We start from the raw sequence: 15,007 nt of genomic DNA on the forward strand, positions 1-15,007 counted from the left end.
CCATCGGGTATTAATTGCACTGAGCGATATCGCCGGGCAGCGCTGAAATAGGGTTGCTAAGTTGTGTTTCTGAACGAAAGGCAAGGTCGGCAATTTGCGTGTTAAGACTGTCGATGTTTTGCGCCAGGGCATCCCAGCTTTGCCAGGCCGTTTCCAGTTGGTTCGTGTCGGAGAGGGCAAAACGCACCAGCAGGTGTTTGATTCCGGTCTGTTTGAGCAAGTCTTCATCGTCGCCAAATTCATCGCTTTGGAATAATGCTTCGCCGGAATTAAAGCGGCGAATGAAGGCCGGCCAGGCGTCTTCGCCATAAAGGCGATGGTGGACGGTGAACCCAGGGAAAATGACGCTGACAGTGACGTCGGTACACTGGCCGGGCTGCCAGCTAAAGTCATGTTTGTCGGCAAAGTTCATGCTGAGAAATTTCTGTTCACCCTTCTGGCAGCTCAGCGTTAGCTGCGTACCGGTAGGCACTAGCTGTGCGCCACCTGGCACGGAGGCTGGCATACTGGCGACATTGAGCTTCCAGATTTTTTTCGACAGCGTGGTTTGTTCGCCTTCCAGGGTGGCCACTTTTGCCACCAACGCCGCCATTTGGTCTCCGTCTCGCGTTGATTGCCGGTCCTGAACTTCCAGAAGCTTTTCTGCCGAAAAATTGTGCCTGACGAGATGAATAAACTCCTCTGTCAGAGGAGCCTGTATGCCGGTAAAACTGACTGCCCCCAGGCCGTTTTTAGCTTTTGCGAGGAAAGGGCTGGCGGGGCCACGCAAAAAATCGCCTACCAGCTGTTGGCTTAGCGCCTGCTGCTGTTCGTAGTCACGGGTTTCGTTATTTTTCCCCAGGGGCCAGATGACAGATCGTTTCCATTGTTCATTAAGCCAGCAGGCGCTCTGATGGATGGCATTCGCCGCTAAGCGGCGGGCATCATTTTGATAAAACAGCCATACGGCGTTGATTCCTGCGTCGGTATTCTGAGGTGTCAGGTGTTCCTGAAGCGCGGTGAGAGCCGGTAATAAATCGGTTAGCGGATTACCGTCACCGTTATCATTTTTTGCAAAAAGGGCTCGGGTCAGGTGTGCGTCAGGGATCCCCTGTGATACGGCCTCTTTGACGGCTTTGTTTCGAACGTCCTGCCAGTGAAGCCATGCCCGATCGGCGGGCGCGGAACTGCCGGGGATGTTGTTATCTTTTCTGCCTTGTAGCCAGGCGATAAAAGACTGGCGAACCTGCCTGTCTATTTGCCTGGTACGGCGTACCATGGCACTGGTGTTTGCATCGGCTGACAGTTGGTGAAGCTGGCGAAGCGTTTGCAGCCATGGCTGCGCCTGGGCAGCCGTTATGCCATGAAGTTCGTTCAGTGTGCGGTGCATAAATTGCATCGCCGCACTTTTATTTTGCCCCATTGCGATGAGATGCGGATGCGACACCTTTGAGGGCGTTGTAGGAGACAAATGGGCGCTCACCTCAATCAGATATCGCTGCCAGGCATCCTGTCGCCGTGCCGGCCATCGCATTTTTTCCTGCGTAAGAATAGGCAGGGGATGAGCGACCGCTTTTTCCAGGGTATTTATCCACCCGAAATAGGTTTTTTCGCCCTCGAGTGTCCAGAGACTTGAGAGCGCTATCGAATCGGAGAGCGACGGCCACTAGGCCGCTGCCTGAAGTGGGGATGGCATAGCGCCAGGTGCAACGAGCCACTGCAGAGCAGGATCGTGATTCACTAAACTCTCCAGCAGCCGTTGGGCCGTATGCAGCCACTTTTCGCCGTCCGGGCTGCGCATGAAGTGGCGTTCTATCGCCATAACAGTCAGCGGAGAGAGCGTTTGTGGGTAATCACGCTGCAGCAAGGCTTCTTTTACCGATGCGTTTTTTTGCAGTTCATCAAGCGTGGCGCCAGCCCGCATTTGCTGCCAGGTAATTACCGCATTGGCCAGGGAGAGGATAAGATCTCGCTGCTCTTCAGGGGCCGCACGTAATACCAGCCATTGATAGGCATCCAGAGCAGCCTCTGGTTGACGTTTACTGGATGGCGACTGCACTAAACGTGTTTCTGCTTTCTCTCGCCGCTGCTCAAGTAAAGGCAAAAACGGCAGATAGCGAGGGGAAAGAGAATGTCGCGCTTCATCTTTGGCTAAAAATGCTGCCAGGCTATCGGGGGACTGTTGGGGGGCTTTGGCGTTTAGATAGTCAAAGCTTAGCCACGCGCTGGCCGTGATCCAAACTGCGATAAATGCGATTGCAACGGAGCATATTTTTCTGGCATGGGAGCGCTGGAACCAGTGTTGATTGCCCCGACGCAGGCCAAGATCTTTTAAATGGTGGGCCAGTAGATGATGAATAAAAAGCCCCGTCCGGCGGCTGCGATTTTCCTCTAAAGGTTCCGTCGCACAGAACCATATGCTGCTGAGAGTTGTGTGTCGAAAATACGCGTTGGGTTCGCACAAAGACGCCACGGTATAGCAAAGTGAAGGCTCCAGCCGGGAGAACGCTTCCGGGAAGTCGAGTAGCGTGGCGTATTCAGTTGCCGTGAGACCGTCAGAGCGCCCCATGCTGAGCCTGATGTGTGACATACCCTGTCTTAACGCTGAAAACAGCGGTTGCAGGATCTGCTCATCTTGCCCATCTATATGCGGGGGTTGGCTCCATGTGTAGCCCAACGGCTGTAGGCGTTGCTCAGAGGAGAGCTGCTGAGCCCAAAGGCTGAAGCCGGGAAAACGATCGCATTGGGTGATTAAAATATGCAGCGGCAGTTGTTCACCAAAACGACGAACCAGCGGCTCGAGAAGCGCTCTTTGCTGGCGGATAAGTGAATGTAATGCGCTAATATCCTGGTTTAGCAGCGAAGTTACCGGAATCGCAATAATCACGCCTGCGGGGGCTGGCATGCTTGTGCACCATTGCACCAGCCTTTTCCATGCCTGGGCGATAGCTGGTGAACCGGAGAGAAAATTACTGGAGACGTCCAGGACGCAAAGTTGGCGGAAGAACCACCAGCGCAGCGTTCTGGTTGGTCTTATTTCGGTATCATCGGCGCTATTATAAAATGTTGGCAAACCAGCGCTGGCCAACAGCGTGCTCTTTCCGCAGCGATCGCCCAATATCAAATATAGCGGGACTGTCTCTCGCTGACGGCGTGCCCCTTTGATAATGCTGGCCCCGGTTTTCCAGTGCGCTTTCAGCACAAATTCACGGCGGGAAAGACGATATTTTTCAAAGAGGCGTCGCCCTTTTTTGCCCTTTATTATCAGAACAAGGCCATGCCCAGCGCACCATAACAAGACGGTAATGAGCAGCATTGACAGGCAAAAGACCAGTATTGAGGTTGTACTCCAGTTTTGCCATAAGCCGAGGGTAAAGCTAAATAAAACCGAGAAACAAAGAACCAGCAGCCAGCCGGTAAAACACGCTAATTTTTTAAGCATAGTATTCAGGACATATCGTAAAGGGCGAAAAAGAGAATCGAATAAAGCAGGAATACGCCCAGCGCGGCCAAAAGAAGCGGGCGCAGCCGCTGGGAGATGGAGGTGGATTTTGGCATTCGTTCCGGCATGATTTCCGCCTCATTCGGCCATTTTTGCCATTTTTCGGGCAAGCAAAGTTTTCGCTGTTCTTCGATCACGATATGAAGAGGCTGTTTGTCTTCAGACGTGCTGTACTGGCCCTGAAAACCTTGCTGCAGGCAAAAGAGAAACACTTTGCGTGCCTGGCTATACGCGGGGTTAAGCTTCTCAAGCTGAGTAAAAAAAAGTTCTCCTGCCGTTGTGATATTTAAATACTTCCGCTGCAGCAGCTCACTTCTCCAGTGATGCCGCCAGGGAATGTCAGAACTGAGAATGGCTTCATCCAGCCAGGCGATAACGGCGATACGTGCCGCTTCTTTTTCATCCCCGCAGGTATCCTGTAACGCAGCGTCCTGTTCTGCTTTTTCGAACAGCTTGATGCAGAGCTGACGGCTTTGCTCATAGTCGGTCAGCTCGTTTCCCCCCGTGATATGTAATACCTGCTTGAATACCGGAAGATAGCTGTCAAGGAGCTGCATTATTCCGCCCCCATAAAAATCACCTGAACCACAAGATCGTCGGGTGCGTCATCCCAGTAAAAAACAATATTTTTTTGATTTTCAATGCTTTTCCATAGGTCATCTTGCTTTTGTATCATGAAGTAGAAAGCATCTTTACGGTTGGGTACGCCTCGTGGGGTTGGCGTTAGCCGGGAAACTGGAATGCCCGGTAGGGCATGCTGAATCAAGGTGTGAATGGCCGATTTTGCGGCAACTTTAAAGTTTGAACTGTCCGGGTTGGACGCGGTTTCTGAACTCAGCATTAAGAGAACATTGCCGGTTTTTTCCCACGGTAATGCCTGCAAATCGCCGTAAAAAACACGCTGCTCGTCTGCGACTAACGACACCCAGGTGTTGTCTTCTAACGTCAGGTTATTCAGAAGGGCAAGAATGAATTTTCTGGCGCTGGTGAAGCAGGCGCAGAGGTTGAAATGGTCGTACGGCAGTAAAGGGGTTTCACCTTCCCACTCACCGTTGAAAGAACACTGCTCGCTAAAGCTGGAGAGCTCACCGATAAGCTGCAACAGCTGCCCATAAATGTGCCATGGATGCATGGAGGATACGCGGCAGCAATGCTGTAACAGAGGAAGAGCGCGGTTTAATGAACGCATGACCAGCAGTTGGGTCATGTCCCCCGAGCTGGCATTTTTGAGCTGATCCGAACGTTTGTACTCCGCTAGCTGGTGCGCGCGATTAGCCAGTTCAGCATACAAACCGTCCAGGAGCGTTTTTAGCGCCGGCGACCCATTCAGCGTGATTACGGGAGGCGCAAAGTTTGGATCGATGACTACCCTGTCATTTTCATAGCGAAGCCTTAATAAAGGTAAAAATTCACAGTCGACGACGGAGGCTTTTTCATCGTCACTAAGGATCTGAACATTATATAAAATTCGGGATACGCTACATTCCGGGCCGTTGAAGTAAACGTCTTTCATGACATCTTCCTGGCGAGGTTTTAGCCATCGACTGTTGGGGGAGTCCCCAACATTGGCATGGCCTGGATCGAACCGGCGTAAAGCTAGCCAAAGCGTGAAGGGCTTTTCAATTTGCTTCCAGGCTTCACGGAACATGCGAGGCTGTAAAAAGCAATTTCCGGGATATTCGAGATAATCACCGGACGGCAATATAGCCTGCAATCGGTCTATCTTGAGGGTGAAGTCCACCAGTGTTTCAGGATTGAAATCACAGTGAATAAGGCCGGTGTTCCAGGGTTGCGACAGCTGGCGATGCCGCGCCAACATATAGTTGTGGTGTAAATCGACCGACTGTAGATGCTGCGGCTGAAGGTACACGCCGGAGTACCAGTAGATCTGTTGAAGTTCTGGATACACGTTATTCTCCTGTGTCCGTTGGCGCGGTGTTATTGAGCGTGAAGGGGGCTTTTTCTGCCCCGGAGAACTGGCTAATACTGTCGCTGCCAAGCCGAATATTCAGCGTGACGGGGGTCAGATGTGCTTGCCAGCCAGGCCGCAACCAGCCTGATTTTGTGCTGGTGACGGGCACGGGTACGAGGGCCATATGCTGACTCTGTGGAAAGGGGTAATACCCCGCCACGACGGCAAAAAAGCGCGTATTCTCGCTGCGGTCTATATGCAGAGTGGCGTTTTGCCCCGGCATGGCGGCGTAGCGATCTATCTTGAGAATGTCGTTATGGCTGCCGGCGGCACGGAACAGGTTTTTCAGCGTCAGGGGCGTTGAAAATAGCTGTGTTAGCGTCTCAGCCTTGTTTGCCTGAATAATCAAAACGGTGCAGCTGTTTGCAATCCCATTCAGAGAATTGAGATCCGGATCCGCCTGAAGTTGCACCGTGATGGCCCCGGATGAAAAAGGTGCTTTAACCTGCTCTATAGCCAGTTTTTCAGATGCCTGTGAGTCGGCATCGGCAGCGCAGCCGCTTAGTAACACGACGGAGAGGAGCGCGATTAACATGGTTGCTCTGCGCATCAGTCCACTTTTCCTGTCAGTACATTATTGATTTCCCTGATACTGCCGCTGTCTTCGATCATTTCCTGCAGCCAGTCAGTTAGCGTCATGTTTGCCCAGCGTGCGGCTCTTTCCATCAGGAAGGGAACCGGGCTGGAGGGTTCTGACTGGCGAAAATAGGCCGCGATCGCCAACATTTGGCTGATGGCAAGCTCACGGCTCATTGCCTGTGGTGAATGGCGCACTGGCGCTTCTGTTGACTGCGGCGGAGAGTCTTCAAGAACTTGGGTAAGCGTGAGGGCTTCATCAGGAAGTGGGATCGCACGCTGTGTCAGGCGCTGAAGGTAGTCTCTAAGATCGCTCAGCGTTTGGCGGGTTAGGGTAAATAATTCCCCCTCCTGATCCTGGCTCAGCGAGGTATAGCGACTTTCCAGCGATTTCAATAGGGTGGTGATTTGTTCTACCCGAGCGGCCTGCTGACTGATTTCAATGGAGGAAAATGCCGCGGCCTGTTTGTCAAAGGTCGCCATCGTCAGGTCCCCTTCTTGCTCTATCAGCGCATCAAGGGACTCCGGGTTGCTATTGATTTTGTGTTCAAAGGCGAGGATTTGCCGCCATTTTGCCAAGGTGGTGTTGGTCTGGCGCAGCATCGGCTGGGTTAATAAAATTTGATTGAGCTCGCGATCCAACCGTATCAGCTTGCTACGGCGGATGGTGAGACCTTCTTCTTCCAGCGACGGCCAGCATTGATACCAAAAGCGAGCCATGAACTCACTCAGAAAATCAATACTGCCCAGCAGGCCTTCCAGCCCTTTCAGGTGGCATGTTGCTTCGACAAACCAGCACGCAAGCTGCAGGTCTTTACTTTGTTCCGCCAGCGCTTGTTCACTCAAGGATTGAACAAGATGCCAGTTCGCCTGGCGAGGCTCGCTTACGGCCCAATCACCTTGGGGAAGATCGTCCTCATCGCTTTCTCGCGCCTCGCGGATTTGGTCGAAGACGGGTTCATACTCGAGGTGTTTTCCCATAGGGTTGTCGAGCGATATTGGTGCCAGCAGAGTTGAAAAATCTGACTGCATAGAGAACCTCAATTATCCAATTAATACTTTGGGACATCCGGCCACGATGGTGCCGCCGTGGGCGCAGCTATCGCCCATACGCGCTGCTGGTTTTTTGCCGATCAGCACCTTTGTGCTGCCCATCACAATGGAGTCGACCGGGCCTACGCAGGTTGCCATTGAACCTACCGTCGCCGCGGGTAACCCACCGATCAACACGGTGGGAGCGCCGGGGGGTAAAATGGGGCCGCCTACATGAGGCAAAGGCGGGAGACCCGGAGCGACCATCGGGCAGACATGCATGTCAGAGACGCGGGCTGCAGGTTGAGCCATCAGGAAGCCTCCTTAGTCAGGCATCGCTGTATAAGGTGACGAGCGCCTTCAACGGGAGTTTCTCCCAGCTCGACGGCCAGCATAACGAGCGCGCACTCAAGCATCCGGGAGGAAAGCTGCGGCTCGGGATACACCGGGGGCAGATCGTCTGGGCTCATGCTACCGTTGGCCCAAAACAGCGAAAGTGCCAGGGCACCTGTGGGGGAGTTAAGATCCTGGCTTTGAGCCTGTTCAAAAATATGCCACCTGCGCGCGTTATCGTACTGGCTAAACTGCTGATTCATCTCGCTAAGGAGTGGATGTAAGCTCGGCGGAACGGCTTCGCGAAGCAATGCGACGAGCTGCGAACCGAGTCGATTGGCGGGCAGGGAATGTGCCCAGCATGTTAGAGCCTCCTCCCACCGACCTTCCTCCAGCAGCTTGTCTGGATTGAATTCGTTCTGTGTCATGGTTTGTTTTTATCCAATGTTGATAATGCCGCCAGAGATAGTGGTCATGCCGCTGCCAGAAACGGTGGCCATCGCGCCTTTAAGTTCGACGGTTCCACTGCCTTCAACTTTCACCATGGCGCCTTTCAATTCAGCGCCAGCGCTGCTTTCAACCTTGAATGCTGTACCGTTGATGGTGATGCCACTGGTTGAAATGGCTATCTTGTTGTTGCCGACTTTTAGTTCGATAGACTGTGTGGATTCAATGCTTAGCGCTTTCTCCACTTTGACGCTGCCACTGCCGCCTGCGACGTCCAGGATGTAGTGGCCATTTTTAATTTTGGTGGTGATGTTCCCGCTGATTTCCTGTTGCCAGTTCCCTTTTTCCAGGGTGAGGTTCAAATTTCCCTCTTTCAGCAGCAGCAGGTCATTACCTTTGGTGAGTTCGGTGCTGCGGTTGGCTGCGATGGTGCTGGTAACATCATTTTTAACGGTCAGCTCGAGATCCTTCTGAGCGACAATGGTCATTAACTCTTCGCCCTTTTTGTCGTCGAAGCTCAGGCGGTGCCCGTCTTCGACGCTGCCTTTTGTTGCACTGCGGGTCACGAATCCGCTCTGTGTTTTTTGCGCCGGCAGGTCGAAAGGTGGTTTGTTTTGACCGTTGTAGACCGTACCGGTGACCAGGGGATAATCGGGATTTCCCTGGATAAAGCTCACCAGAACTTCGCTACCGACTCTGGGAATAAACTGCGCCCCAAACTTCCCACCGGCCCAGGTTTGCGCCACGCGCACCCAACAGGAGCTGGCATCGTCGTTTTTGTTTTCTTTATCCCAGGGGAACTGGATTTTGATACGGCCATACTCATCGGTGTGGATCTCTTCCGAGTCGGGGCCGACGACGGTGGCCGTCAGAATGCCTGGGATTTGAGGCTGCTGGTGGAGAAAAGGGGGATGCCAGGGCTTGTCGGCGTGGGTGGCTTCAATCTGGCATTGGCTACTGCTGCTGCCATCAAAATCATTGCTTACCACAATGCTTATCGCGTGGATAAGGTATGCCTGGTCTCCGGCGGGATGTTCTTTAAGATCAAACGTTTCCCCTGCATTTAACCAGTGAGCCTGCACTGTTGCAGAAAAGAACTGATTATTGGCTTCATAGGCCGCAAGGGTGTTTTTGGCTTCCTGAGTAATCAGCGCGCGTTCACCCTGCGGGGTGATGTCGACAAACATGACGGACTCGTTGTTAGCCGCTTTGCCGCTGGTTTTTTGTAGATCTTCAATTGCAGCAGACTGCTGCATATTGACGCCATGCAGCGCCACGCCTCCAGGAAGCAGCGTTGCCGAGGACTCAAGTTTGGTGATGGTGCCCTCAGAAATCACATCGCCATGATGGTGCCAGAGTAACGCTTTTCCAGGCGTCGGCTTATGGCCGGCTGCGTGATCGGTCAGGACTAAGGTGTGCCCGCTTTCACTGTGTTTGAAGTAGTAGTAGATCCCTTCGTCTTGCAAAAGCCGCTGAATAAAGTCAAAGGCCGATTCGCGGTATTGCACGCAATATTCGCGTTTGTCATACGTGCCGTTGAGCTGAAGGTCTAGCTGGCTAATCTTGTGTTCATTGAGCAAGTCATGAACCAGATCCGGTACGCTGATATTTTGCCAGACGCGCATTCCCCGGCCGTGTTTCAGCTGAGAAAATGCAGGCTCCAGCGTCAGGATGCATTCGCCTTCTTCAGATGTGCGTTGGGCATAGCGAATCCGGGTCACAACGCCATGGAAAACGCGCTGGGGGAGTTCATTACCGCCGCCCCCTATCTGGCAGGAAACTTCCTGCCCGTGCCAGCGCAGTAATTCCGCTTCCTTTTTATGCGTCAACGAATGGAGTTCGTATTCATAAGGAACGAACAACGACTCCTTTCCAGCCAGAGAAACGAGGCGCAGGTCGTTGGCAATATCCCCATTCCACCGAATGAAGTGGTTTTCCTGATCCGTTTTAAGTTGATTGCTATTTAACATGAAGTACATCCTGATGAGAGGACAGGGGCAGGGAGCCGTACCAGATGCAAGTGCGACTCGTTATTTTGTCCAACGCAGAGATCTAACCCTAAGGCACTCATACCAAGCCCACGCGGCGCCAGGTTGGCGCTACTGATTACCAGAGAGACAGAGAAATCCACCACGGGACCGACATAGTCCCGGATGCAAGACCAGACGGCCTCTCTGGCCTGGCCTGAAGAGGCAAACTGGCGTGATACTTCTGGTGACATGGGGCCAAGTATCACGTCGAAATGGGAATGGACTTCGAGGCGCGCGCTTCCAATCATTGGCGCCGTGGATAATGTTTGGGTTGGGTTATTCAGTTGGCAGCGCTCTTCTTTTTTCACTTCGCGCCATCCGCCAGTGAAGGGCACGATGCTGGCCTCAACGCCAAATCTTTGGCTAAGCCAGCGCTCAAGATTCACCATTGATCTCACGGGGGATGAAAAAAGAGGGGCATGCATTGTTAGCGCCTGCGCGTTAGCTTCAGCCAGCAGGCCTGTTAGCGATAGCAGCGCAAGCTGCAGCGGTTTTTCCTCTTGAGATTCTGCCTGGGCGCAAAGGTGATGCTTTTGCCATGCCAGGTAATCAAGGCAGTAAAGGCGGTGCCCGAAGAGATCGATAAAGGCTTTAGCGCTGAGATCGCTGTAACGGTACTGGCGTTCAATCATCCATTCCGTATACGCCGTTGGAAGTGCACCCATTGCACCCGTTAATCCGTTGATCCAGGTACTAACTGCGATGGGGGCATCATGAGAGGCCTGACTCAGGGCTTCGACTTGCCCATCGGGTGCATCCATCGAAAGTGTGGATGTTATTCGCAGTTTTTCATCAAGCAGCTTTTCATCAGGAATATTGCCCTTTCTCAGCTTACGTAGCAGCAAGCGGATCTGCTGGTACCAGTTGAATTTGCTGATAACGGGGATCATAGCCATGACAGTCTCCCCGCTCTCACGGGCCAGATGCGCGTGGTTTGTGATTCTTGTTCAATGACGGTTGTCAGGCGGGTGAAGCTGTTGACCGGTGCGTAAAGCGCCAACAGGCGATCGAGTAAGCAGCAAAGCAGGTAATAATCGGGTTCTCCCAACGCATCGTGGCAAAACGTCAGGGATATTGATATTCCCCGTGCAAGCGAGTGAGGATCGTTGCTAATCAGCCTGGCCGTCACGGGTTCACAGGATAAGTGCTTTATCATATTGACCAGGCGGGCTTTTTCGGTGTCTCCTGCAATATTGTAAAGTGCCAGCATATCTTTCAGGCGTTGAGCCCCATGCGCGCCATCCAGCAACTGATGATTGAGTGAAAGCTGTGAAAGGAAACGCCAGCGCAGAGCGCTTTTTTCCAGTGGGCTTATCGGGCTGGTAGGGTGCGTGAGGCAGGTAATCTTCAATCCTGCAATAGGGGCTGAGGAGTCAAAATCGCCCTCATGATGACCATACTGCAGTTGATGTGGCAGCCCGTGGTTAGTACAGGTCGTGTTGATGGTAATAATTTCTGGGCTTTCAGAAGGTTGACGCGTTTTGTGTTCGCTAAATGCGATAAAATGTTTTAATTCCAGACTGTTTCCGGTGGGGAGTTCACGACGTAATACCTGCCAGCTAAGTCCAGCGTCCTGCTCGTTGGCGGAGGCAACGTGGCTCTCTAAGAGAGGCTGCACGGGCAGATGTTCAATAGTGTTATTCACTTTCCGCTGCAGGGAAACTTGATGCACTGCCCACACATGAATCTGATTTTGATGACGAGCATCGGGCACAATGGGATAGTCTGGCTGGCTATTGGTCAGCGTGATCGGTTCTGCTCGCTGCGGAAATAGATTAATGGCTGGCGTGCAGTTGAGGCGGAAAAAGTTTTTGTCGACTAATTCGGCCAGTTTTTCCAGACGTTCAGTTAATGCATTCCGTTTTATTACTGCCTGTAATTCAAATACCCCATTGCTCTGTACGCTGAAGCCATCAGGAAGCTGAATGTCGATAAAAGAGAACTTCTGTGGAAACCAAAAATAATCCATTAATAAGATATGAATGGGGGCGATCCGGGGATCTGGCGTGAGCAGCGCTTCACCAGCATCAAATCCCACTGAGGACAATACATGGGGCTCTAAAGATATGCTGATATCATTTTGGCGGAGAAATAACCTTTCAACCTCAGAGCAGAGTAAAGTGTAAAGCGTATTTACGGCATTAACAGGACCATGCAGATAAATACGCACTCGCTCGTTAGCCAGTTTTGCTCCAGGCCAAACCTGGAAAAGTAATTGTAGTTTCCAGCTTAACGCATCGCTGTCAAAACTAAGCTTTGCCTCGTTAACAGACAAAGGTAACAACGTTACCGGATAGATTGTTTGAAATTGATAAGGTAGCTCTGGGCTTTGTCGTGTAAAAAGAGACGTACCTGCATCAAACCTATTTTTGTCAGTAATTCCGGAACGCAAAATATCCGGCGTGATCGTTACAATACACGTTGACGGTAATGTCCGTAGAAATTGAGGTGCAAGGGTGTTGAGTAATGCATCAACAACTTCGGGGATGTCATCATCCAGCCGTTGATGGATGCGGGATGTTAATAGTGCAAAAGACTCAATGAGGCGACTGATATGAGGGTCTTCTGACTCACCTTCAACAAATCCGAGACGACGCGCGATTTTCGGAAAACGGTATGCAAAAACCTTTCCGTGTTCCTTTAAAAACCGAAGTTCTTTCTGATAATAAGAAAGTAATTTATTCATGGAGATAAAATCTTCCGTTACAGTCGTCCCATTCCAGCTCGAAGAGCACAGGGGATTGATCGTAATATCCTTGCAGCGTGAAAATAATGTTTTGGTTATTGCCCGTATGGCTTGCTACCGAAATGCTTGTCAGACGGGGTTCAAATCTGTCAATAGTATTCATTAAGCGTTTTTCTATTGTTGATTTACGCGTATTTACTTCATGTACTCTGCTGAATGATTCGTCTATGCCATAATTTAATATCGATGCGTTAACATACTGGACCGTTTCAATGTCCGGAGTGCGTGAGCGGGAAGTCAGCAGCATCATCAACTCTTTTAATAATGTATCCTCTGGCCTTTCTTCACAGTAGTAATCATCCTCAAGTTCAAAAGGATGATTATCACTGAGTCTGGAAAGAAGCGAAGGTATCATTATGGCGTTCCTGTTCCCACCCATAGGGACTATGGGCGGGAGATTTTTATTTCAGCACTTTTTCTGGAATGCTATATTTAATCGGTCCAATCTTATCGAGGCCTGATTCTGTAGCATTGGCAACGTTAAAGACAACTTCAACCATTCCTTCAAATGAGAAGGTCAGGTTAATGAAAAGTTGGTCACGCATTTCAAAGCTAAGGCTTTGAATTGTACAAGTGGAATATACGGCGCGCTGTATTTCATAGTCTGCGTCAAATTTATCAGAGCCACGGTGTACAATGGTGATCGTAACGTCTTTGTGACCTCTTTTTAGATAGTTTTCAAATATTTTGCTGGTTTCTTTCGTTACCAGAATAGACATCTGAACGGAGTCAAAATAGGTTCCATCAGGGCCAGAAAAAGTATTCAGGCCAGCAGGGGCGTAGCCCTCCATCCATTTGCTGTATTTCTTCTCTTCTGAAGAGCCTGCAATGGTTTTTCCATCAATCTTAACTTCAATAAATTGGCAGTCTTGCAATTTAGCCATAAAAAACTTCCTCTAGTGGTGATATTAACAACATGAAATAATTAGCCCGCAGCAGATGGCAATTCAGCTACCAGGCGTAGAGACATACTTAATCCCTCAAGTTGGAAATGAGGTTTTAACCATGCAATTGCTTTGTAGGTACCCGGTAATCCTGGTACTTCTACAACATTAATTTGGGCTTCACGGAGTGGAAAACGTGCTTTGGTTTCAGGGCCTGCATTATCTGAGGCGACGACATATTGCATGATCCACTTCTGCAAATATTCCTCACATTCACTGCGGGACATAAAGCTACCAACTTTGTCCCTGACGATAGATTTGAGGTAATGCGCAAAACGGGATGTCGCAAGCAAATAAGGTAGCTGGCTTGATAAGCGAGCGTTGGCATTTGCTTCATCGGAATTGTAAAGACGTGGTTTATTAAAAGACTGTACGGCAAAAAAGGCTGCATAGTCGGTGCCTTTACAATGTACTAAGGGAATAAAACCAAGATCGGACAGTTCTTTTTCGCGACGATCGGAAATGGCTACCTGCGTTGGGCACTGCAAAGTACGCTCTCCGCTTTCAGAAACATAGGTATAAGCCGGCAGTGACTTGACCAGTCCGCCGCCTTCTACACCACGAATGGATGCACACCAGCCATATTCTTCAAATGATTCAACAATACGACCCGCGAGTTCCCACGCGGAGTTAATCCAGAGGTAATCCTGTCCTGCGGCGTCTTCCTTGATGGACTCTTCAAAAGTGAAAGTTTCCGCCGGAATTGTTTTTGTACCGTAAGGGAGTCGGCCAAGGACGCGAGGCAGCGTAAGGCCAATATAGCGACTGTCGTCATTTTGACGGAAAGAACGCCAGCGGGCGTAGTCGGTGGTGTCGAACATTTTTGCAAGATCGCGCGGGCGTGGGATCTCCGAGAAATCATTCATTGACAGCATGCCAGGGGCTACGGCGCTAAGGAACGGTGCATGTGCCGCAGCGGCAACGTGCGAAATTTGCTCCAGTAAAGAGATGTCCTGAGGGGTATTGTCGAACTGGAAATCACCGACAAAGGCAGAAAAAGGTGTGCCACCAAATGTGCCATACTCACTTTCGTAAACACACTTAAAGAGCATCGACTGGTCAAAATCACTGGCGGATTTAAAATCTTTAATCAGATCCTGCTTGGTACATTGCAGCAAGCGAACCTGCGTATTTTCAGTTACGCTGGATTGGATGAGTTTATGCAAACCGCGCCAGGAAGATTCTTTTTTCTGAAACTCTGGAGCATGAATAATTTGGCTCACTTGTTCAGACAGCAGGGCGTCAATAGCGGCAATTCGCTGTTCAATACTGCCAATCAGATCGCTGGAGATAACAACTTCGCCGGAAAGGACTTCGGACAGGAAATTATTCAGCTGAGACTTCATACGGTCGCGGTCGGACTCACGACGAATAGCCTGGGTATTATCGATAACCTGATTAAGATAATCATCGTTAAACGAGGATTCTACCACTGCTTCCTGCATT

14 protein-coding genes are annotated in these 15,007 nt (G+C 50.8%); all 14 read right to left on the reverse strand.

Going from position 1 to position 15,007, the window contains the following annotated elements:
- Window positions 1–10: 10 nt before the first annotated feature.
- Window positions 11–1,513 carry a hypothetical protein gene (locus AAIE02_RS01575; protein ID WP_498531862.1) on the reverse strand — a complete coding sequence of 501 codons (1,503 nt, stop codon included), beginning with the start codon at window positions 1,511–1,513 and terminating at the stop codon, window positions 11–13.
- Window positions 1,514–1,645: 132 nt separating this feature from the next.
- Entirely contained in the window at window positions 1,646–3,421 is a 1,776-nt protein-coding gene (locus AAIE02_RS01580; RefSeq protein WP_498531863.1) for a type VI secretion system protein, read from the reverse strand.
- 5 nt (window positions 3,422–3,426) lie between these two features.
- Window positions 3,427–4,038 (reverse strand): DotU/TssL family secretion system protein, encoded by a 612-nt coding sequence (locus tag AAIE02_RS01585; RefSeq protein ID WP_166994490.1) that lies wholly within the window; start codon window positions 4,036–4,038, stop codon window positions 3,427–3,429.
- Window positions 4,038–5,390 (reverse strand): type VI secretion system baseplate subunit TssK, encoded by a 1,353-nt coding sequence (gene tssK / locus AAIE02_RS01590; RefSeq protein WP_034808123.1) that lies wholly within the window; start codon window positions 5,388–5,390, stop codon window positions 4,038–4,040. The genes AAIE02_RS01585 and tssK overlap by 1 nt, the downstream gene beginning before the upstream one ends.
- A 1-nt stretch (window position 5,391) precedes the next feature.
- Entirely contained in the window at window positions 5,392–6,003 is a 612-nt protein-coding gene (tssJ, locus tag AAIE02_RS01595) for a type VI secretion system lipoprotein TssJ (protein WP_336818536.1), read from the reverse strand.
- Window positions 6,003–7,061: a type VI secretion system protein TssA gene (tssA, locus tag AAIE02_RS01600; protein ID WP_498531864.1), complete on the reverse strand. Its 1,059-nt coding sequence runs from the start codon at window positions 7,059–7,061 to the stop codon at window positions 6,003–6,005. The genes tssJ and tssA overlap by 1 nt, the downstream gene beginning before the upstream one ends.
- A 12-nt stretch (window positions 7,062–7,073) precedes the next feature.
- Window positions 7,074–7,373: a PAAR domain-containing protein gene (locus AAIE02_RS01605; RefSeq protein ID WP_166875959.1), complete on the reverse strand. Its 300-nt coding sequence runs from the start codon at window positions 7,371–7,373 to the stop codon at window positions 7,074–7,076.
- Complete coding sequence (locus AAIE02_RS01610; RefSeq protein ID WP_498531865.1) at window positions 7,373–7,822, reverse strand: DUF6931 family protein; 450 nt, start codon at window positions 7,820–7,822, stop codon at window positions 7,373–7,375. The genes AAIE02_RS01605 and AAIE02_RS01610 overlap by 1 nt, the downstream gene beginning before the upstream one ends.
- A 9-nt stretch (window positions 7,823–7,831) precedes the next feature.
- The gene (locus AAIE02_RS01615; protein ID WP_498531866.1) at window positions 7,832–9,811 is read right to left on the reverse strand and encodes a type VI secretion system Vgr family protein; all 1,980 of its coding nucleotides are present in this window, start codon (window positions 9,809–9,811) and stop codon (window positions 7,832–7,834) included.
- Entirely contained in the window at window positions 9,805–10,767 is a 963-nt protein-coding gene (gene tssG / locus AAIE02_RS01620) for a type VI secretion system baseplate subunit TssG (protein ID WP_336982198.1), read from the reverse strand. The genes AAIE02_RS01615 and tssG overlap by 7 nt, the downstream gene beginning before the upstream one ends.
- Window positions 10,758–12,557 carry a type VI secretion system baseplate subunit TssF gene (gene tssF / locus AAIE02_RS01625; protein WP_498531867.1) on the reverse strand — a complete coding sequence of 600 codons (1,800 nt, stop codon included), beginning with the start codon at window positions 12,555–12,557 and terminating at the stop codon, window positions 10,758–10,760. The genes tssG and tssF overlap by 10 nt, the downstream gene beginning before the upstream one ends.
- The gene (locus AAIE02_RS01630; protein ID WP_336708373.1) at window positions 12,550–12,972 is read right to left on the reverse strand and encodes a GPW/gp25 family protein; all 423 of its coding nucleotides are present in this window, start codon (window positions 12,970–12,972) and stop codon (window positions 12,550–12,552) included. Before AAIE02_RS01630 ends, tssF begins: the two co-directional genes overlap by 8 nt.
- A gap of 46 nt (window positions 12,973–13,018) precedes the next feature.
- A complete protein-coding gene (locus AAIE02_RS01635) occupies window positions 13,019–13,501 on the reverse strand; it encodes a hypothetical protein (protein ID WP_336818541.1) in 483 nt (160 codons plus the stop codon).
- A 41-nt stretch (window positions 13,502–13,542) separates the two neighbouring features.
- Window positions 13,543–15,006 carry a type VI secretion system contractile sheath large subunit gene (gene tssC, locus AAIE02_RS01640; protein WP_498532643.1) on the reverse strand — a complete coding sequence of 488 codons (1,464 nt, stop codon included), beginning with the start codon at window positions 15,004–15,006 and terminating at the stop codon, window positions 13,543–13,545.
- Window position 15,007 lies beyond the last annotated feature (1 nt).

The sequence above is a fragment of the Cedecea sp. Ae19-4 genome (assembly GCF_059801165.1).

Excerpts from the sequence above, each read along its gene's own strand:
- AAIE02_RS01575 (WP_498531862.1), bottom strand. The coding sequence starts at position 1,513 with ATGCGATGGCCGGCACGGCGACAGGATGCCTGGCAGCGATATCTGATT.
- AAIE02_RS01580 (WP_498531863.1), bottom strand. The coding sequence starts at position 3,421 with ATGCTTAAAAAATTAGCGTGTTTTACCGGCTGGCTGCTGGTTCTTTGT.
- AAIE02_RS01585 (WP_166994490.1), bottom strand. The coding sequence starts at position 4,038 with ATGCAGCTCCTTGACAGCTATCTTCCGGTATTCAAGCAGGTATTACAT.
- tssJ (WP_336818536.1), bottom strand. The coding sequence starts at position 6,003 with ATGCGCAGAGCAACCATGTTAATCGCGCTCCTCTCCGTCGTGTTACTA.
- tssA (WP_498531864.1), bottom strand. The coding sequence starts at position 7,061 with ATGCAGTCAGATTTTTCAACTCTGCTGGCACCAATATCGCTCGACAAC.
- AAIE02_RS01605 (WP_166875959.1), bottom strand. The coding sequence starts at position 7,373 with ATGGCTCAACCTGCAGCCCGCGTCTCTGACATGCATGTCTGCCCGATG.
- AAIE02_RS01610 (WP_498531865.1), bottom strand. The coding sequence starts at position 7,822 with ATGACACAGAACGAATTCAATCCAGACAAGCTGCTGGAGGAAGGTCGG.
- AAIE02_RS01615 (WP_498531866.1), bottom strand. The coding sequence starts at position 9,811 with ATGTTAAATAGCAATCAACTTAAAACGGATCAGGAAAACCACTTCATT.
- tssG (WP_336982198.1), bottom strand. The coding sequence starts at position 10,767 with ATGGCTATGATCCCCGTTATCAGCAAATTCAACTGGTACCAGCAGATC.
- tssF (WP_498531867.1), bottom strand. The coding sequence starts at position 12,557 with ATGAATAAATTACTTTCTTATTATCAGAAAGAACTTCGGTTTTTAAAG.
- AAIE02_RS01630 (WP_336708373.1), bottom strand. The coding sequence starts at position 12,972 with ATGATACCTTCGCTTCTTTCCAGACTCAGTGATAATCATCCTTTTGAA.
- AAIE02_RS01635 (WP_336818541.1), bottom strand. The coding sequence starts at position 13,501 with ATGGCTAAATTGCAAGACTGCCAATTTATTGAAGTTAAGATTGATGGA.
- tssC (WP_498532643.1), bottom strand. The coding sequence starts at position 15,006 with ATGCAGGAAGCAGTGGTAGAATCCTCGTTTAACGATGATTATCTTAAT.